Here is an 18,867-nt window from a genome sequence, read left to right on the forward strand (position 1 = left end):
AATGGCGGGGTTTGCCTTACCCAGACCCGTCATGCCGCGCACCAACTCCCCCCTGCCTGCCGCTTTTTCACTGTACCTCGATGTGCTGCGCTTTGGCGCCGCCATCCTGGTGGTGCTGGCCCATTACGTGCAGCATGAACTCGTCAGCGCGCCGGTCGCCGCGGTGTTGCCGTACTGGGGCAGGGAAGCCGTGATGGTGTTCTTTGTCCTGTCCGGTTTCGTCATCGCGTACACCACGGAACACAAAGGCGCTTCCGCACGGGAATACGTGATCGCGCGTTGCGCCCGCATTTATTCGGTGGCGCTGCCGCTGCTGCTGGCCTCGTTCGCGGCCGGTGCGATTGCCCTGTACTGGCTGGACGTGGATGTGTCGGCATCGTATGCCTTGTTGCGCCCCCATTTGTATATCCCGTTCCACCTGCTGTTTATGGGGGAAATGTGGTCGCTGTCGGAAACGCCGCCGTGGATGCCGCAGTACTGGTCGCTGGGTTACGAAGTCTGGTACTACGTGCTGTTCGGCTGCGCGCATTACCTGCGCGGCTGGTGGCGCTATGGCGTGACCGCTGCCGTGTTCATGCTGCTGGGCCCCAAACTGTGGCTGCTGCTGCCGGTGTGGCTCAGCGGCGTGGCGCTGTACCATGGCCTGAAACACTGCACCATCCCGCGCGCGGCGGCGCGCGCGGGCTTGCTGTTGTCGCTGGTGCTGCTGGTGGCGTTCCATGCCACCGGCGCCGAACATGCATGGCGTCCGCTGGCGTGGTCGCTCTGGCCATTCCCTGGCATGCGCATGGGCAGCGCGGACCGCTTCCTGTCCGATTATGTGGTGTGCCTACTGGTCGTCGCGCATTTTGCCTGCGCCCGTTTTGCCGAGCTGGAAATACCGGCAGTGCTGGCCAAACCCATCCGCACCCTGTCGGCCTATACCTTTACCCTATACCTGGCGCATGAACTGGTGATTTCCTGCTGGCGCACTTTCCATGGCCATGACCGCGACAGCGTCGCGCACATGCTGGCGCTGACGGCCTTGATTGCCGGCGGCACCTGGTTGGCGGGGCAATTGACGGAACAGCGCAAGCACTGGTTCCGCAAACCCTTCGAAGCCCTGTTCCATGCCGGCGCGATGCTGCGCGGCAGGCCACAGGGCCGCCATGAGCCGCTGCGCTGATGTTGTTCACTTGCCACATCTTTGTGAAATCAATGCAAGATTCAACTGACAGTCGGACGGCGGTATCCGACACTGGTAGCCAGCCGCCCTGAACCGCGCAGTGCTTTTAGCTCCGGGCGCCGATCGACATCGAAAGGGAGACTGCATGCGATTTCGACTGACCTTGCTGAGCGCGGCGCTGGCCGGCGCCGCTTTGACCCCCACCACGTACGCGGCAGACTGGCCGGCCGTCACCATTAGCGGCTTTGGCACCCTGGCCGCCACCCGCACCGATACCGACAAGGCGGAATTCATCCGGCCCAACCAGTCGGCCGGCGCGAAACAGGATTGGCGCACCGGCATTGATTCGAACTTCGGCCTGCAAGCGACCGCCAAAGCCACCGACAGCCTGTCGTTCACCGTGCAGGGACTGGTGCGCAAGAACCCGGTCGATGACGTGGGCGCGGAACTGGCGTGGGCCTTCGCCAAGTGGAAAGCCACGGATGAATTGAACTTCCGGGTCGGCCGCATCGGCGTGCCGGTCTACATGATTTCCGACTTCCGCCAGGTCGGCTACGCCAACACCATGATCCGGCCGCCAGCGGAAGTGTACCGCCAGGTCAGCGGCGACTATTTCGATGGCGCGGACCTGGTCTGGCAGCCGACCTTTGGCGACACCACCCTGACCGTGCAATTCGGCGGCGGCCATACGCGGCAAAAGCTGGTCGGCAATTACATCGAATACCATCCGGTGCTGTCGCTGCACGTGGTGGCGGAAAACGGCCCGTTCACCCTGCGTTTCGGCCGCGCCAATGCGAAGTTTTCCATTACCGGCAGCGCCGCGCTGACCGGGCTGGGCACGACCTTGCGCGCCTCTGGTTTCGCCGCCGTCGCCGACCAGATCCGCATCAGCGACGTCGACGGCAGCTTCACGTCCTTTGGCGGCACCATGGACTGGAAAAACATCGTGCTGCAGGGCGAGTACGCCATGCGGCGCACCGATACCCGGCTCGTGATGCACACCAATTCCTGGTACGTGATGGGTGGCTACCGCTTTGGCAAGGTGCTGCCGTATTATTACCACGGCAATATCGACCAGAAATCCATCCGCACCATGCCCGGCATGCCCGCCACGGGACCGGCGGCGCCGTTGACGGCGGCGGTCAATGGCGCGATCCGCGCTGCGATCCAGAGCGCCAACGCGGTCGGGGTGCGCTGGGACTTCCGTGATTCGATGGCGCTCAAGGTGCAGTGGGACCGCATCAGGCCCAAGGAAGGGGCGGGCGCCTTCATCAAGCCCGCGCCAGGGTTCACCGGGCCGGTGAATGTGTATGCCGCCGGTATCGACTTCGTGTTCTAGGAGGCTGCCATGATCAGATCATTGAAGCCGATCACGAAAGTAACCGCGCAAGTTGCCGTGACGGCGGCTGTTCTTTTCAGTGCCGTGGCATCGGCCACGGCGGCGGAAATCGTCGTCATCGTCAATCCGAAGAACCCCGCCACGCGCATGTTCAGCGAACAGGCGGCGCAATTCTTTGTCGGGAAATCCGCGTTGTTCACCCCGATCGAACACACGGAAGGGCCGCTGCGAAACGAGTTCAGCCAGAAAGTGCTGGGCAAGGATATCTCGCAGGTCAAGGCGGCGTGGTCCAAGCTGGTGTTTACCGGCAAGGGCAATGCCCCCAAGGAGTTCGCCAGCAGCGCCGACGTCAGGAAGGCGGTGGCGGCCGATGTCAATGCGATTGGCTACATTGAAAAATCCGCCGTGGACGACAGCGTCAAGGTGATCCTGACCGTGCAATAGTCACCGTGGCGCCAGCGCGGCGCGCCGTATGCTCATCAGCATGCCGCAGCCCGTACCGAGCGTCATCAGGGCGGTGCCGCCATAGCTGAAGAAGGGCAGCGGCACCCCCACCACCGGCACAATCCCGCTCACCATGCCCAGGTTGATGAAGGCATAGGTAAAGAAAATCAAGGTGATGGCGCCCGCCAGCAGACGCGAAAACACGGTGGGCGCATCGGCCGCGATTTGCAGGCCGCGCACGATCAGCAAGGCATACAGCACCAGCAAGACCAGGTTGCCCGCCAGCCCGAATTCTTCGGCAAACACGGAAAAGATAAAATCGGTGGAACGTTCCGGCACGAAGCCCAGGTGCCCTTGCGTGCCTTCCAGCCAGCCTTTGCCGGAGACGCCGCCGGAGCCGATGGCAATCCCGGCCTGCTTGATCTGGAAACCCTTGCCCAGCGGGTCCGCTTCCGGGTCCAGCAGGGTCAGCACGCGGTTACGCTGGTAATCGTGCAGCAATGGCCAGGAAAGGGGGATCGCGGCCAGTCCCGCCGCCATCATGGCGGCCAGCGCTTTCCATGACAGTCCCGCCAGCAGCACAACATAGATGCCGGCCGCCAGCACCAGTAAGCCGGTGCCAAGGTCGGGCTGCTTGATGATCAGGCCGACGGGAACCGCCAGCAGCACGCCCGCGGCCAGGAATAAATGCGCGCGCTTCATGGCGCCGAATTGATGGAACAGCCACGCCAGCATCAGCGGCATGGCGATCTTCATGATTTCCGACGGCTGGAATTCAAAACCGATCCAAATCCAGCGCTGCGAGCCCTTGCGGCTGATCCCGAACAGGAACACGGCCAGCAGCAGGGCAACGCCCAGGCCATAGACCGGCGCCGCAAAGCGCATCAGCGTTGGCGGCGGCACGTTGGCGGCGGCCCACATCAGCGCCATGGCGATGAGCACATTGCGCAATTGCAGTTCAAAGCGGCCCGGGAAATCCAGGGCGGCGGAATACAGGGTGCCGAGGCCGGCGGCCACCAGCAAGCCGACCAGCAGCGCCAAGCGCGCATCGACGGCAATATACGGACGCACGCGGCGCCACAACGGTAACGGGGTCATACGGGAATAATCAGTAAATCAGAAGGCCTGCAGCCAAACCAGGCGCGCGGTCAGCGCAACCAGGCCAATAAGGGCGATGGCGCCGAGGACGGTCAGGCGTTGACGGAAGCGGACCGCATCGGCGGCGTCGGAGGACGACAGAGGAGGAGATGTAGGTTCGTGCATGGCTGGTGCAAGGTGGTCAGCCATGATTATATCGTTGACAATGACTCGGTAGGGCGGTTTTGCAACAGCAAAGCCGCCGTGCGTGCAGCCCGGTGCCGCAGGCCCGGTTAATTCCCGCCACCGATACAGTAACGGTTACGCCCGGTTTCCTTGGCCCGGTACAGCATGGCGTCGGCTGCGCGGATCAGCGCATCAGGGTCGTTGTCGTCGCTGGGCTGGACCGCCGCCACGCCCATCGACACGGTCACGTGGTCCGCCGCCGACGATGCGGAATGCGGCAGGGCCAGGCCCCGCACTTCTTCCAGGATGCGCATGGCCACGACTTCGGCGCCATCGGCGCCGACCGCCGGCAGCAGGATGATGAATTCCTCGCCGCCATAGCGCGCCAGCAAATCCGGCGGGCGGCCCGCGCAGTGCTTCATGGTGGACGCCACCTGTTGCAGGCAATGGTCGCCGGCTTGGTGGCCATAGGCGTCGTTGTAATTCTTGAAGTGGTCGATGTCGATCATGATCACGGCCAGCTGCTGTTCCGCACGGGCGCAGCGGCGCCATTCATTGTCCATCGCTTCATTGAAGCTGCGCCGGTTGGCCACGCCGGTCAGCACATCCGTCAGGGTCAGTTCGCGCATGGCGTCGGCCTGGCGCTTGATGGTCAGCTGGGTCCGGACCCGGGCCCGCACCACGGCGGAATTGAACGGCTTGCTGATGAAGTCCACCGCGCCCGCTTCCAGTGCGCGCGTTTCATCTTCCGGATGCGTCAGCGCCGTCACGAAAATCACCGGGATATCGCGCACGGCGGCCGATTCGCGCAGGGCGGCGCAGACTTCATAGCCATCCATGCCCGGCATCACGGCGTCGAGCAAAATCAGATCGGGTAACTGGTTGTGGGCAATCTGCAGCGCTTTTTCGCCATTCAAGGCGAATAACACATCATGTTCGTCGCGCAGCGCGTGATGCAGGATCTGGATGTTTTCCATGGCATCGTCGACGATCAGGATGCGGCCATTCATGGCCAGGTCGGACCAGCTCATTATGCGTTTTCCTTTCGCTTTAACAGGTCGCGCACCAGCGCTTCAGCGGCGGCGAAATCCAGCGTTTCGATCGCATTGGCCAGCGCCAGCACCGTGCCGTGCCCGTTCGAATCGAGCAGGGGGCGGACGGACTGGAAATGTGTCAAGGCTTTCATATTGTTAGTCTGTAACAAGGATACCAGTTCTTGCAACGCTTGCGTCAGGTCCCGTTCCATCCCTTGTTCGGTCTCGGGCGCGCCGGTCGGCAGCGGCAGCGGCAGGGTGCGGGCCGCCGTGGTCACGATGCCGATCGACTGGTCCAGCGCGGTCAACAGGAAGGCCATCTCGGCATCATTGTCCTGATGCAGCGCCACCTCGGCCTGGGCGCTGATGCGGGCAATGTCGCCCGCGCCCAGGTTGGCGGCCACGCCGCGCAAGCGGTGCAGCAGTTTCGCGGCTTCTTCCCGTTTGTTGTTTGCTAACAACATTCGGACATCGGTCACGGTCCCGCCCTGGGAGTTTTCAAAGCGTTTCAGCAAGCCGACAAACGCCGGGTAGTTGCCGGCCAAGCGTTTGAGCGCCGCCTCGAGGTCGATGCCGGGCACCTCGGCCGGGCGGTCATTTTGTTCGATCGCCCAGCCGCCGGCGCTGGCCGCGCCCGGGTCGCTGCGCACGGCGGTAAAGCGCAGCAGGGTTTCAATCATTTCTTCCACGTCGATCGGTTTCGGCACGTGCGCATCGACCCCGGCTTCGATCGCCAGCCGGCGGTCTTCTTCCATCGCGTTGGCGGTCATGGCGATGATCGGTAAATCCTTGAAGCCCATCTTGCGCAGGGTGGAGGTCGCTTCATAGCCATTCATGACCGGCATTTGCAAGTCCATCAGCACGGCGTCGCAGCGGGTCTTGTCGGCCGCCAGCATGTCGACGGCAATCTTGCCATTGGCGGCGATTTCCACCCGCGCGCCCGCGTGCAGCAGAATGTACTGGGCCATTTCCTGGTTGATTTCATTGTCTTCCACCAGCAGCACGCGCACGCCGGCCAGGCGTCCCGTCAGCGGCACCGAGGCGGGCAGGGCGGAGGGTTGCGCGGTGCCGGTGCGCACGGCGGTAATCGTCGCCATCATGCGGCTCGGGGTCGAGGGTTTGGCCAGCACGGACGCGATGTGCAAGGTGTCCGCCAGGCCCTGCATTTCCTCGGTCAGGTGGTCGGGCGCCATCATGATGGCGGGCGGCAACTGCAAGCCGTGATCGGTATGGGCCTGGGTCAGCAGGCCGATCCCGTCCATGTCCGGCAGGCGCGCGTCGAGCAGCAGCAAGTCGAGCTGGCGCGGGCCGACCGAACGGGCCAGCTTGTGCAGCATGCCCAGCGCGGCCGCGCCACTGTCGGCGGTCCATACGCTCCAGCCCAGCGCCAGGCAGTGGCGCGCCAGCATGTCGCGCACCGTGGCGTTGTCATCCACGATCAGCAGCGACAAGCCCTGCAGCGCCGCGTGCAGCGGCGCCGGCGCGGGAATGCCGGGGACGGCCCGTTCCAGCGACAGCGTGAAGCGGAACACCGACCCCCGTCCCGGCTCGCTTTGGACCGTGATGGAAGAACCCATCAGGTCGACCAGGCGGCGGCAGATGGCCAGCCCCAGTCCGGTCCCGCCATACTGCCGGCTGGTGCTGGAGTCGGCCTGCGAAAACGCGTCAAACATGTGTTCCTGCTGGCCATGGGGAATGCCGATTCCGGTGTCGCGCACGGCAAACTCCAGGTTGACGTGGGTGGCGGTGCCGCCCACCTGGCGCACGCTCAGCACCACTTCGCCCTCGCGCGTGAATTTCACGGCGTTGCTGGCCAGGTTCAGCAGCACTTGCTGCAGCCGCATGGCGTCGCCCACCAGTTCCATCGGCACGTCCGAACCGACCGCGAAGATCGGTTCCACGCCCTTGTCCCACGCGGCCTGGCTGATGACGACGCCGATACTGGTCAGGATATGGTCGAGGTTGAAGCGGCTGATATCGAGTTTCAGCTGGCCCGCCTCGATCTTGGAAAAATCCAGCACGTCGTTGACCACGGCCAGCAGCGATTGCGTGGCCAGCTGGATCTTGCCGACATAGCTGCGTTCGCGCCGTTCCAGCGGCGCTTCTTCCAGCAGCCGGGCCAACCCGAGGATGGCGTTCATCGGGGTGCGGATTTCATGGCTCATATTGGCCACGAATTCACTCTTGGCGCGGCTGGCCGCTTCAGCGCGGTCGCGCGCCTTGACCAGCTGGTCGTTCAAGTCATGCAGCCGCAATTCGCTGCGTTTCAAGTCGGTCACGTCCGACACCATGACAAAGAAGCCGCGCGCCTTGCCCTGCTCGTCGATGTCCGGGAAGTAGCTGGCCCACACGAAGCGCATTTCGCCATCGGCGCGCAGGCGGTCCTGGTAAAAACTTTGCGCCTGGCCCGCCATGACGCGGTCGATGTGGGGCCGGTTTTCCTGGTACAGCCGTTCGCCCAGCACTTCCTGGATGGTCGCGCCCAGCAACTCATCGCGCGGGCGGCCCATGAATTCCGCGAAATACCGGTTGGCGAAGCGGCAGCGCATCTGCTCGTCCCAGTACGCCACCATGCCCGGCACGTTGTCGGCAATGGCGCGGATGAAGGCGTTGCTGCGTTCCAGGCTGGCCGATGTGGCGCGCAGCGTTTCATGAGCCTGCTTGCGCTCGGTGATATCGATGGCGATGCCCAGCAAGTGGGTGGGGTTGCCGTTGTCGTCGCGCAGCGCCACCTTGCGCGTGGTCAGGTAACGCAGCTGGCCGTCCGCACTGGTCACGGGTTCCTCTGGAATTTCCGTCACGTCGCCGGACGCCAGCACCAGGCGGTCGGCCGCATTAAAGGCATCGGCTTGCTCCCCAGGGAACAGGTCATGGTCGTTCTTGCCGATGAAGACGTCGCGCGGCATGCCAAAGGTCAGTTCGCCCTGGCGGTTCAGCATTTCAAAGCGCAGGTCGCTGGCGTTTTTGACGAACAGGGTCACCGGCATGTGTTCGACCACGGATTTGAACAATTGCTTGGACTGGCGCAGTTCTTGTTCAGTGCGTTTTTGCTGCGTGATGTCGAGCAGCAAGCCGGTAATGCCAATCAGCTTGCCTTCGGCCGACCAGACCGGGAAATAGCCGGTCAGCCAGTGCCGCACTTCGTCCGGCTGGCCGGGCGCCGTGCCGGCCAGTTCGATGCCGGAAATCGCCCTGCCGGTCGCCAGCACCTGGCGGTAATCGCGTTCCACATCGAGGATCACTTGCTGGTCGCGGATCACGTCGCCAAAATGGCGGCCAATGTGTTCGCTGACCGGCTTGTCATTGATCTTGGCCAGGTATTCATTGATCATCACGATCCGCAGGTCGAGGTCGACAAACGACAGCCCGACCGGCGCGCTGGCATACACGTTTTCCAGCAGCGCCTTCGATGCCGCCAGTTCCGCCGTGCGCTCGGCCACCAGCAATTCGAGCTGGTGGCGGTGGCGCTGGATATCCCCTTCGACCTGGCGCAGCGCTTTCGCGACGTCTTCCGCTTCCTGGAAATTCGACTGGTCCAGCACCATCGGCTCACCGGTGGCCAGCGCGCGCGCCGGCTGTGTCAGCGCGCTGACTGAACGGCCGATCTGGCCTCCCATCAGCCACGACATGGCAAAACCCGCCAGCACCAGCAAGGTGACGGCGCCACTGACCAGCGGCACCGAAGGCATCATGCCGTCCAGCGCATGTTCTTCCGGCATGGCCACGGCGATGCGCCAGTTGTGCCGGGGCAGTTTGGCAAACGCCGCGTAGACCTTGATGCCTTCCATCGACAAGGTGCGGATGGTTCCCTCGTCGCCATCGCGCAATGCGTCGAGCATGTCCGGCGGCACCGGCTTGCCGACGAAGCGTTGCGGGTCTTTGGTGCGGGCCAGGATGATGCCGTCGCTATCGATCAGGCTGGCGATGACGTGGGGGGGCAGGCGCTGTTCGGCCAACAGGCCGGTCAGGCGGTCGTGGCGCAAGATCGTCGTCAAGGCGTACACAACTTTGCCGTCGATATCGACGGGCACCTCAACGGCCAGCCGGCTCTGGCCGTCCGGCGTGATGGCGGGCAGGTTGGCGGCGACGGTGGCGCCCTGTTCGAACAGGGGCCGCAGCCGCGCTGGCGGACCCGCGGCAGCGGCCGTCTGTTCCGGCGCCGGAGCGGGCGGGGCTGGCGGCGCAAGGATGGGCGCTGGCGTGTCCGCGGCGATGGACAGTATCTGGCGGCCGGCCGCATCGGTCAGGATGAATTGCGCGCCGGGGAAGCTGGGCCGCAATTGTTTGCGGGCCCGCACCGAGAACGCGGCAAAGTCGCCCTTAGCCAGGCTGACCGAGCCGGCCAGCGCATGCGCCGTGCTTTCCGCTTCGCTGACATCGTGTTCGATGGCGGCCGCCACGGCGCGGGCGGTTTCCAGCGCGTCGCGCGACACTTGCACGGTTTCGCGCTGGTAAAAGTGCTGCACCATGACACCCAGGCCCACCACGGACGGCAAGGCGCAAACCAGCACCAGCAGTGCGATTTGGGAGCGTATGGTCGGCAGCTTTCCGTTTTCCGTGGTCACTGCGGCGTCTCCAGTTGGTCCGGTGGCCATTGGATGATACCTGTGCGCGGGAATTCAGCAAAATGCTTTTGTGCTGGACAGCAACAGTAGCATCTTGCTTGCAGGCGGATAGCAAGGGTTTCCCTCACACGGCCGGCGTGGCGCCGGCCGTGTGCGCGGATGTCTCCGCGCTGCTTCAGCCGCGGGTGACGGGCAGTGCCAGGTCTTCTTTCAGCGCCACATGCTTGGCCAGTTCCAGCTTGGCGATGGCATTGCGGTGCACTTCATCGGGCCCATCGGCGAGGCGCAGGGTGCGGTTGCCGGCCCACTGGTAGGCCAGCGGGAAGTCGCCCGACACGCCGCCCGCGCCATGGGCCTGGATCGCCCAGTCCAGCACTTGCTGCGTCACATTGGGCGCCAGCACCTTGATCATGGCGATTTCCGCCTGTGCACCCTTGTTGCCGACGGTATCCATCATGTACGCCGCTTTCAGGGTCAGCAGGCGCGCGGTGTCGATCTGGATGCGGGCTTCGGCGATGCGTTCGCGCCACACGCCCTGGTCGGCGATCTTTTTGCCGAACGCGACGCGGCTGTTCAACCTTTTGCACATCAATTCCAGCGCGCGTTCGGCCACGCCGATGGCGCGCATGCAATGGTGGATGCGGCCCGGGCCCAGGCGCCCCTGGGCGATTTCAAAGCCCCGGCCCTCGCCCAACAAGATGCTGGAGGCCGGCACCCGCACGTTGTCATACACGATTTCACAGTGGCCGTGCGGCGCGTCGTCGTAGCCGAACACCGGCAACGGACGCGTGATGGTGATGCCCGGCGTATCGGACGGCACCAGGACCATCGATTGCTGCTGGTGGCGCGGTGCGTTGAAATCGGTCTTGCCCATGGTGATGAACAGCTTGCAGCGCGGGTCGCCGGCGCCGGAAATCCACCATTTGCGGCCATTGATGACGTAGTCGTCGCCGTCGCGGTCAATTTTCATCTCGACATTGGTGGCGTCCGACGACGCCACCGCTGGCTCCGTCATGGCGAAGGCCGAACGGATTTCGCCGCGCAGCAGCGGTTCCAGCCATTGTTGCTTGTGCTGCTCCGTGCCATAGCGTTCCAGGGTTTCCATGTTGCCGGTATCCGGCGCGGAACAGTTGAACACCTCCGGCGCCCAGGGCACGCGGCCCATGATTTCGCACAGTGGCGCGTAATCGAGGTTCGACAAGCCTTCCGGCGCGCGCGGCGATTTGGGCAGGAACAAATTCCACAAGCCTTGTTCACGGGCCAGCGGCTTCAATTGTTCCACGATGTCCGTGGGAATCCAGCGGTTGTTTTTTTCGCGCCCGTTGCGGTCGACTTCTTCATAAAACACGTTTTCCACCGGATACACATGGCGGTCCATGAAGTCCAGCAATTTGCCTTGCAATTCTTTGCAGCGGTCGGAGTATTCGAAGTCCATGCTGGTCCCTTATTTAAATGGATTTGCCGTTGGCGTAAGCCCACGCCAGTTCCGCCATGGGGCGCGCCATCTTGCCCGATTCCAGCGCCTGGGCGCTGGCGGCGGTGCCGTCGACATAACGCTTCATGATGCCTTGCATGATGGAGGCCAGGCGGAACATATTAAAAGCGAGGTAGAAATTAAAATCTTCCAGGCGCAGGGTGCGGCCGGTCCGCTCGGCATAGGCGGCGATGTATTCCTGTTGCGACGGGATGCCCAGCGCTTTCAGGTCCAGCCCGGCGATGCCCCGGAACTGGCCCGGATCGATATTCCAGCCCATCGCGTGGTAGGAAAAATCGGCAAACGGGTGGCCCAGGGTCGACAGTTCCCAGTCCAGCACGGCCAGCACGCGCGGCTCGGTCGGATGGAAGATCATGTTATCGAGGCGGAAGTCGCCGTGGACGATGGACGTTTCATCGCCAGGCGGGATGTTGGCGGGCAGCCACGCGATCAACTGGTCCATCGCATCGATCGGTTCGGTCTGCGAGGCCACGTATTGTTTCGACCAGCGCTCGATCTGGCGCTGGAAATAATTGCCTGGCTTGCCATAGTCTTGCAATCCGATGGCGTTGTAATCGATGGTGTGCAGCAGCGAGATGACGCGGTTCTGTTCCGCGTAAATGGCTTGCCGTTCGGCCGGGGTCATGCCGGGCAGGGCCTGGTCCCACAGGACCCGGCCTTCGACAAATTCCATCACATAGAAGGCGCGGCCGATAATGGCTTCGTCCAGGCACAGCGTGTACTGGCGCGCGGCCGGGAAGCCGGCCTTGTTCAGCGCATCCATGACGCGGTATTCGCGGTCGATCGCATGGGCCGACGGCAGCAGCTTGGCGGCTGGCGCCGGCTTGGTGCGCAGCACGTAGTGCTGGTTCCCCTTGGACAGCTTGAAGGTGGGATTCGATTGCCCGCCCTTGAACTGCACCACGGTCAAGTCACCGGCCGGGTAACCGTCGATATGCCGCGCCAGGTACGCGTCCAGCGCCGCCGTGTCGAACTGGTGGCGCTCGGACACCGCCTTGGTGCCCATGAATTCTTCAAACATCGTGCATCTCCCGGGTAGAAGTCTTGTGGTGTTTTTTATTCTAGCCCAAAAAATAGAACGTGCGTGCGTTTTTTGAGAAATCGTCAGAAAAAGATGGCGGTGCGGGTCACAATCGCGCCGGAGTTGGTATAGGCCCCGGCGGCGCCGGTGTTGGCCCGCACCGTGCCGGTGCCGGGTTTGCCGTCATCGAGCTTGGCGTCGATCTGTTCCGCGAAGGTGTCGGGCAAGTTGTCGAAGCGGATGCCGTTGCCGCCGCGCCCCCCCACCACGTCGTTATACAGGTAGACGGCGCCGCCCTGGGCGCTGCTCATGAAGTCGGTGGTGCCGTTATACGAGCCCGTGATAAACCCGCCCAGCGCCAGGTGCTGCGGCGCCAGGTGGTATTCGGCAATCTGGCCGTCGCCATTGCCGTTGCCGGTGGCGCCCGGCACGTGGGAGGTCGCCAGCGGGTCGTCGCCCGGCAGCGCGCGGAACTTGTCCTGGTATGCGTTGACGGCCGCCGTCAGCGAATTCGATTGCTGGATGATGTTTTTCACCTTGGCGCTGTCGATCAGGCCCTGGCCTTTCAGTACGCCGCCCAGCAACAGGCCGATGATGACCAGCACGATGGCGATTTCCACCAGGGTGAAGCCGTGTCTGTGCCGGGGATCTTGCAGTGGTTTGATGGGTTTCATGGAATCGTCTCCGAAGTGGATGAAATGGGTTGTTCGGTTCTGCGCAGCCGGCGCTCCAGCCAGTGCAATTGCGCGGCATCGCGCACCTGGCCCGTGGCCAGCAGGCCGCCGGCAACCATGCGGGTGGCGTCGCGTTCCGATGCCTGCGCCAGCACGGGTTCGAGTTCGCGCACCCACGGCGGCACGTGCGGGCCGGTGGCGTGCCGGCGCAGCGCCTGCGCATAGCGCAGCGCCAGGGCGGTGTCGTGCAAGCGGTGGCGCGCCAGCAGCGCCGCGTGGGCCAGCCATGGCCAGCGCCGGTCCGGGTCTTCGCTGAAGCGGTGCTCGATCCAGTCCAGCATGACGCGCACGCGGGCCGGGTCGTGGACCGCGCCATATACGTCGGCCGCCGCCAGCAGCGGCGCTTGTCCGCGCGGATCGAGGTCCAGCGCCCGGTCAAGCCATGCCGCCAGCGCTGTGTAATCGAGCTCGCGCCAGCCGCCGCCTTCGTCAAAAGTTTGCACGTGCAGCATCAGCATCCGTGACAAGACTTCCGGTTCGCCCAGGCTGGCCGCTCGTAGCCAGGCGGTGGCGGGGGCTGTGGGCACCGGTTCCGCGTGCATGACCGGAGGCGGCAGCAAGGCGCCATACAACAAATGCGCCGCGATAGCCGCTGTTACCAGCCAATGCGGCGCATGCGCGGACCACGTCCTGCGCAACGCTGGCGGCGGTTGCTGTTGACTGCCGCAGGCGGCGGAGCGCGGCGCAGCATGGCGGTCCATCACAATTCCTTGCGCCGCAAGTCGAACCAGGCCACCGCGCCCAGCAGCGCGACATAGACGGCGGTTTGCCCGGTGATGGCGGCCAGCGCGGCCCAGCCGCCATCGCTGTAAATCAGCCAGCTGGCGCGGGTGTACAGGTCGAGCCGGGGCAGCAGCGCGGCAATCGCATCAAACGTCCATGCCGTCCAGTGGCGCAGCGCATCGTCCGGTTGCAAGTGATGTTGCGCCGCCAGTTGCAGCGCCGCGGCCGAGCGGGACAGCACATAAAAGCCCAGCGCCGCCGCCAGCGCGGGCAGCGGATGCGCCAGCGCCAGTGCGCACAGCAGTCCGAGTCCGGCCGCCAGCCACAGTTCGCACAGCAGGGATAAGGTCCACAGCACAATTTGGCCGGGCGCCGCGCACAGGGCCAGCAACGCCCCGCTGGCCAATGCCATCGGCGCCGCCAGCAGCGCCAGCCCGGCGAACCGGGCTGCGAGCCAGGCGCCGCGTGGCAGGGGCATGGCCATCAATAATTGCATGCCGCGTCCCTCGGCTTCCCGCATCACCGACAGGACGGCAAAGGCGGCAATGCCGCCGGCGCAGGCCAGCCGCAGCAGGGCGCCCAGCAGCGCGGTGTGCAGCAAGCCACCTTCGGTCAGCGCCAGCTGGCCGGCGAATCCTGCGATACCAACCGCGGCGGCGGCCAGCGCCGCCATCACCCATGGCAAGCGTCCGCGCCAGGCTTCCAACACGGTGCAGCGGGCGATCGCGGTCATCGCGGTCATGGCGTTCATGGCAGCACCTGCGCCGCCACCATGCGGTTGAACAGGATATTGGGCGAGACCCACACCACAATGTCATCGAATCCGCCGCCTTGCTGCGCGCGGTTGTCGCTGTGCTGGCGGACGACAAAATTCACATCGGATTGCGCGTTGGCGCGTTCATCGTCATTGCCGCCGGCCGAACCGGCGGGGCTGGCCACGGCCACGCCCAGTTCACTGTATGCGCCGGCGCCATTGGCCCCGTGCGATACGATCACCGCCGGCACATCCTGCGCCGGCGCGGCATAGGCCAGTGCGCCGGAGGCGTCGCGGGTATGCACGGTGATGTCGCGCGGGGTGATCAGCTTGAAGCGCTGGCCACTGTCGGCAAAGGCCGGCGTGACGCTGTAGCGGTACAGGTGGTTCCACGCATCGAGTTTCGGCAAGCCCAGGGTGGCCCAGGGCAGGAAGCCGTCGCGCCGCTCGTCCGTGCAGCGGTAGCCGCTGCGGTCTTCTTCGCCATTGGCGGCGGAAATCGCGGGGCAGGGCAGATGGCCGTGACGCACCGCGTAGCCGACCAGCGCTTCCCTGGCGTCATCGAGCATGCGGCGGGTTTCGGCCACGCGGCGCTGTTCCATTTGTACCGAGAGCGGCGTCAGCAGGCCGCCGATCATCAGGCCGACAATCACCAGCACGATGGCAATTTCCACCAGGCTGAATCCGCGTTGCTGTGCATGGCGCATGGTGTCTTCTCTTAGTTTGGCAGCGTGCGCGCGGCGCGCATGCGCTGGTACAGCAAGTCCAGGGGCAGCCAGGCCACCAGGTCGTCGAATTGCCCGCCGGGCCGGCGCGGGTCCGTGGTGGCGGAGCGGGTGATGAAGTGCAGCGCTTGTTCCGCATTGGCCAGTTCATCGTCATTGCCGGTGTCGCCGCCGGCACGTCCGATCCCCGCCTCGCTGACCCCAAAGCGATCGCGCCCGTGCGACAGCACGACAAAGGGCGCGCACTGGGCCTGCACGGAACAGGCCGGGCTGCCCGCCACATAATGCAGTTCGCCCTCGCTGTCGCGGGTTTGCACGGTACGGTTGGCTATCGCGGTCGATGCGGCATAGGCGTACGTGGTCAGCGCCGGGGTCACGCTGTAGCGCAACCGCTGGCCCCAGGCATCGGTCCCTTCGATGCCCAGCGCCGCCCAGGGCAGGAAGCCGGTGCAATCGGCATCGCTGGCGCAGGGCGCCCTGCGTTCCAGTCCGTCGAACGCGGAGGCGGCAGGCAGGGGCAGGCGGCCATTGACGGCCGCAAAACCGGCCAGCGCATCCTTGGCTTGCGCCAGCAGCAGCAGGGTCTGCTGTTCCCGACGCGCCTGCGGGTGGGCGCTGCCGAATACGGACATCAGCAGCGACGAACCCGCCAGGGCCAGGATCGCCAGCAGGATCAGCAGCACGGCGCCGGATTGTTTTTTGGCGGCGCGGCGCATTTTATTGGCCCGTATCGTGGCGGACATCACGTACCTCCCCGGTGGTTTCATCGTAGCGCTGGCCCGGTTTCAAGGTGACGCGCCGGCCTGACGGCAGGATCAGCGTGACCTTGCCATTGCGCCCGACAATGCTTTGCCCGTCCGGCACGGCTTCCTGGTTCAGCCAGACCGTGGCCTTACCCTGCGCGGGACGCACCACGCCGTTCAACACCAGGGGTGGCGGGGGCGGCGCCGGTGCGGGCGGCGCGGCGTCCGCACCGGCGGCTGGCTGCGCCGTGCCATAGCGCTGCGCATCGAGCTGGGCCCGCTGCTGCGGCGTATTGAACAGGCGGCCCAGCGGCGGCGGTTCGGCGGCATGGGCGGCGAAGGCGTGGACCAGCATGGCGCCTGCCAGCAACCTTGCGGGCGCGGACAACATCTTGTTCCCGGCGAGCGGCGGGCACGCCGGGGACGTCCTGTGCATCTTGCGGATCATGGCGCGACTCCCTGCGCCAGCACGGGCGTTGCCGGCGCCGCTTGCGGCGGCGCGCCGTGTCCGGCCATGCCGCCGTCAAACGCGGGCCGCGCCACGGCCGCCGAATGGCCAGGGGCCTGCGCGGCGTTCGCGGCCAGGGTCACCCAGTTCAGCGTGCAGGCCGCCGTCACGGTGGGCGCCAGCGGGGTGTTCGGCGCCGAGGCGGGGCGTTTCAGCGTGCATTCCTGCACCGTGCTGTGGCCCTGCGCGCGCAGTCCGGACAGCAGTGCGAACAGGTCGCCTTCATGCAGCAAGTCCATTTGCACCCGCATGCGGGTGGTGTACAGGCGGTAGCGGCCAAGGTCCATGGCGGGCGACACCACGACCGGCTGGCGCGGCGCGATGTCGTACGAGATGGGGGGCAAGTGGTACTGGTCTTGCATTTGGCGCAAGGCGTCCAGCCAGTCCAGCCGGTTTTCCGTCCCGACCAGCCGGCGCGCCAGCAATTGCCGGTAAATCGGCTGGAACAGGGCAATGTCGCGCTTTTCCTGTTCGACCTGGGCGAATTGCGTGCGCGCCAGGTCGCGCGCCTGTGCCGCCGCCAACTGGCGGTCGCGCGCTTCATGCCACAGCAGCCGGGTTGCGGCCACCGCCGTGATGGCGCCGCCCGCCACGACGGCAAACACCAGCGCGGCCAGCCGGATATGGCGGAAGTCGCGCAGCCACCAGGGCGGCGCGCGATGGGCGGTGACGGTATTCATGGCGCCAGCTCCAGCCGCAAGGTGAACTGCGACGGCGGCGGCGCGTCGCCGGTCGCGCGGCCGCTCAGTTTGACGTCCGGCCGCACATCGAGCACCGGCCGTTCGATGGCCACTGCCAGGCGCGGATGGCGCGCCAGGTGCTGGGCAAACGCATGCATGCTGTCGACCGCGTTCCGCGCATCGGCCCGCTCCAGCCGCACTTCGGCTTCCACCCGCAGCGACTGGCGCGGTTTCACGGGGATGCCGAGCAGGGCGGATGGGACCGGGTCCGCGTCAGGGAGCCCACCGGTTCCACCGGGTGCCGCGAGGCTTCCAGCACCTATAGCACCGGCAGCACCTGCAGCACCCGCAGCACCGCCGCCGCCATTCGCGGCATCGCCGCGCGGCCCGCCACCGGTCCCGCCGGCCGCACCGCCAGCGCCGGCAGGCGCTTCGACTTGCCAGGCCAGCGACACCAGCTGCACTTGCGGCGTGCGGTCCAGCGCGGCGCTGACCAATGACAGCATAGCGAGCGGCGCCGGGCCCTGGTCCGCCAGCAGGCGGTCCACCATCACGGCGGCGCGCATATCGGCGGTGGGCGCGGCGGTGGGGCCGAGCGGGGCCATGGCGCCGCGGTAGCGTGCCGTGAAATGGCGGCTTTCCTCGGCCAGGGTGCCTGCCGCCACATTCGCCTCGGCATACGCCCACAGATTGAAGCCGGTCCACACCAGCGCGCACGCCGCCACCGCCAGCGCCGAGGCATACAGCGCGGCCCGCGCCTGCCACAGACGGTAGTAGCGCACATCCGCACCGGTCGGGTAATGGCTGCGCGGAGGGTTGCGGGCCAGCAGGTGCAGCAGCAGGGTGTCGGCAAGCAATGGCGCGCCGTTATCGTCGGCGGCCATGCCGCAGCGCTCAAACGCGATTGCCAGCGGCGTGAAGTGAAACGTGTTTTCCGGTCCGCTGCCGCACCGTTCCGACAGCGGTGCGATGGCGTCGTCGTGCGTGACGATCACCGTGTGCAGCATTTCTCCCCGTTCCAGCAAGTGCGCGCTGACGAGGAACTGGCGGGTGCGCGCCGTTTCGGCCGCACAGTCGGCCTGCGCCGGCGCCAGGCGCGAAAACTTCAGCTGTCCGTTCTTGAAATAACTTTGCCGCATGCCGCAGCTTTGCCACGTCACCAGCAGCACATGCGCTTGCGTGAAACCGAGCAGGGGCGGCAAGGCGGCGCCCAGCAGCGCGCAAGACCAGATGCCGGCCAGCGGCGCTTCCACCAGGGTCAGCGCTTCGGTCCATTGCTGGACGGCGACGGGATTGGTCAGCGCCGACATCAGCACCATGTCGTCGCGGCGGCCGGCGGCGCCTTCCTGTTCCGGTTCCCGTCCCTGCAGCGCCGCGCGGCGGTAGGGCGTTTCACGGTAATGCTGCTGCAGGCGGCGCGCCAGCAGGTTGCGTCCGGCGCGCCCCCGTACGTGGGGCAGCAGCAAGCGGTGAAAGTCTTCTTCGACCAGGTCGGCCAGCAGGTGCACGGGCGGGCGGCCCTGGTCCACCATGTAATCGGCAAAAGCGTCGATGCCGCCATGGTCCGGCACGAACACCGGTCCCGCCGTCAGCACGCCGCGCCGCCAGCGCCAGGTTTCCAGCCTGCCGCTGCACAGGTAGGCCAGGTGCGTTGTGGGGGCGGTCCTCATGGCG

At 65.6% G+C, this 18,867-nt stretch carries 17 protein-coding genes; 3 read left to right on the top strand and 14 right to left on the bottom strand.

Annotation, left to right across the window (positions count from 1 at the left end; genetic code table 11):
• Window positions 1-31 precede the first annotated feature (31 nt).
• The 3 genes from AC1RRC_RS01190 (at window position 32) to AC1RRC_RS01200 (ending at window position 2,948) form a co-directional block, all read left to right on the top strand.
• The gene (locus AC1RRC_RS01190) at window positions 32-1,165 is read left to right on the top strand and encodes an acyltransferase family protein (protein ID WP_493053413.1); all 1,134 of its coding nucleotides are present in this window, start codon (window positions 32-34) and stop codon (window positions 1,163-1,165) included.
• A 145-nt stretch (window positions 1,166-1,310) separates the two neighbouring features.
• The gene (locus AC1RRC_RS01195) at window positions 1,311-2,504 is read left to right on the top strand and encodes a hypothetical protein (protein WP_493053414.1); all 1,194 of its coding nucleotides are present in this window, start codon (window positions 1,311-1,313) and stop codon (window positions 2,502-2,504) included.
• Window positions 2,505-2,513: 9 nt separating this feature from the next.
• Window positions 2,514-2,948 carry a type 2 periplasmic-binding domain-containing protein gene (locus tag AC1RRC_RS01200; protein WP_493053415.1) on the top strand — a complete coding sequence of 145 codons (435 nt, stop codon included), beginning with the start codon at window positions 2,514-2,516 and terminating at the stop codon, window positions 2,946-2,948.
• Here AC1RRC_RS01200 and rodA read toward each other — a convergent pair whose 3' ends face one another.
• The 14 genes from rodA to AC1RRC_RS01270 form a co-directional block, all read right to left on the bottom strand.
• Window positions 2,949-4,046: a rod shape-determining protein RodA gene (gene rodA, locus AC1RRC_RS01205; protein WP_493053416.1), complete on the bottom strand. Its 1,098-nt coding sequence runs from the start codon at window positions 4,044-4,046 to the stop codon at window positions 2,949-2,951. It lies immediately after the preceding gene.
• A gap of 18 nt (window positions 4,047-4,064) precedes the next feature.
• Window positions 4,065-4,235 carry a hypothetical protein gene (locus AC1RRC_RS01210; protein ID WP_493053417.1) on the bottom strand — a complete coding sequence of 57 codons (171 nt, stop codon included), beginning with the start codon at window positions 4,233-4,235 and terminating at the stop codon, window positions 4,065-4,067.
• Between the two features lie 83 nt (window positions 4,236-4,318).
• Window positions 4,319-5,242 (bottom strand): diguanylate cyclase domain-containing protein, encoded by a 924-nt coding sequence (locus AC1RRC_RS01215; protein WP_493053418.1) that lies wholly within the window; start codon window positions 5,240-5,242, stop codon window positions 4,319-4,321.
• Window positions 5,242-9,810, bottom strand: coding sequence for a PAS domain-containing protein (locus AC1RRC_RS01220; RefSeq protein WP_493053419.1), 4,569 nt, complete (start codon window positions 9,808-9,810; stop codon window positions 5,242-5,244). Before AC1RRC_RS01220 ends, AC1RRC_RS01215 begins: the two co-directional genes overlap by 1 nt.
• 175 nt (window positions 9,811-9,985) lie before the next feature.
• Window positions 9,986-11,245: an acyl-CoA dehydrogenase family protein gene (locus AC1RRC_RS01225; RefSeq protein WP_493053420.1), complete on the bottom strand. Its 1,260-nt coding sequence runs from the start codon at window positions 11,243-11,245 to the stop codon at window positions 9,986-9,988.
• 13 nt (window positions 11,246-11,258) lie between these two features.
• A complete protein-coding gene (locus AC1RRC_RS01230) occupies window positions 11,259-12,326 on the bottom strand; it encodes a phosphotransferase (RefSeq protein ID WP_493053421.1) in 1,068 nt (355 codons plus the stop codon).
• Between the two features lie 83 nt (window positions 12,327-12,409).
• Window positions 12,410-13,000 carry a prepilin-type N-terminal cleavage/methylation domain-containing protein gene (locus AC1RRC_RS01235; protein WP_493053422.1) on the bottom strand — a complete coding sequence of 197 codons (591 nt, stop codon included), beginning with the start codon at window positions 12,998-13,000 and terminating at the stop codon, window positions 12,410-12,412.
• Window positions 12,997-13,761 carry a hypothetical protein gene (locus tag AC1RRC_RS01240; protein WP_493053423.1) on the bottom strand — a complete coding sequence of 255 codons (765 nt, stop codon included), beginning with the start codon at window positions 13,759-13,761 and terminating at the stop codon, window positions 12,997-12,999. Before AC1RRC_RS01240 ends, AC1RRC_RS01235 begins: the two co-directional genes overlap by 4 nt.
• On the bottom strand, window positions 13,761-14,534 hold the full coding sequence (locus AC1RRC_RS01245) for an ABC transporter permease (protein ID WP_493053424.1): 774 nt from the start codon (window positions 14,532-14,534) through the stop codon (window positions 13,761-13,763). The genes AC1RRC_RS01240 and AC1RRC_RS01245 overlap by 1 nt, the downstream gene beginning before the upstream one ends.
• Window positions 14,531-15,244, bottom strand: coding sequence for a type II secretion system protein (locus AC1RRC_RS01250; RefSeq protein WP_493053425.1), 714 nt, complete (start codon window positions 15,242-15,244; stop codon window positions 14,531-14,533). The genes AC1RRC_RS01245 and AC1RRC_RS01250 overlap by 4 nt, the downstream gene beginning before the upstream one ends.
• An 11-nt stretch (window positions 15,245-15,255) precedes the next feature.
• A complete protein-coding gene (locus AC1RRC_RS01255) occupies window positions 15,256-16,005 on the bottom strand; it encodes a hypothetical protein (RefSeq protein ID WP_493053426.1) in 750 nt (249 codons plus the stop codon).
• Complete coding sequence (locus AC1RRC_RS01260) at window positions 15,980-16,453, bottom strand: hypothetical protein (protein WP_493053427.1); 474 nt, start codon at window positions 16,451-16,453, stop codon at window positions 15,980-15,982. The genes AC1RRC_RS01255 and AC1RRC_RS01260 overlap by 26 nt, the downstream gene beginning before the upstream one ends.
• A complete protein-coding gene (locus AC1RRC_RS01265) occupies window positions 16,450-17,193 on the bottom strand; it encodes a hypothetical protein (RefSeq protein WP_493053428.1) in 744 nt (247 codons plus the stop codon). Before AC1RRC_RS01265 ends, AC1RRC_RS01260 begins: the two co-directional genes overlap by 4 nt.
• Window positions 17,190-18,863, bottom strand: a complete 1,674-nt coding sequence (locus AC1RRC_RS01270) for a hypothetical protein (protein WP_493053429.1) — start codon at window positions 18,861-18,863, stop codon at window positions 17,190-17,192. Before AC1RRC_RS01270 ends, AC1RRC_RS01265 begins: the two co-directional genes overlap by 4 nt.
• Between the last annotated feature and the right edge of the window lie 4 nt (window positions 18,864-18,867).

It is taken from the genome of Pseudoduganella sp. GW821-FHT12E03 (assembly GCF_058807115.1).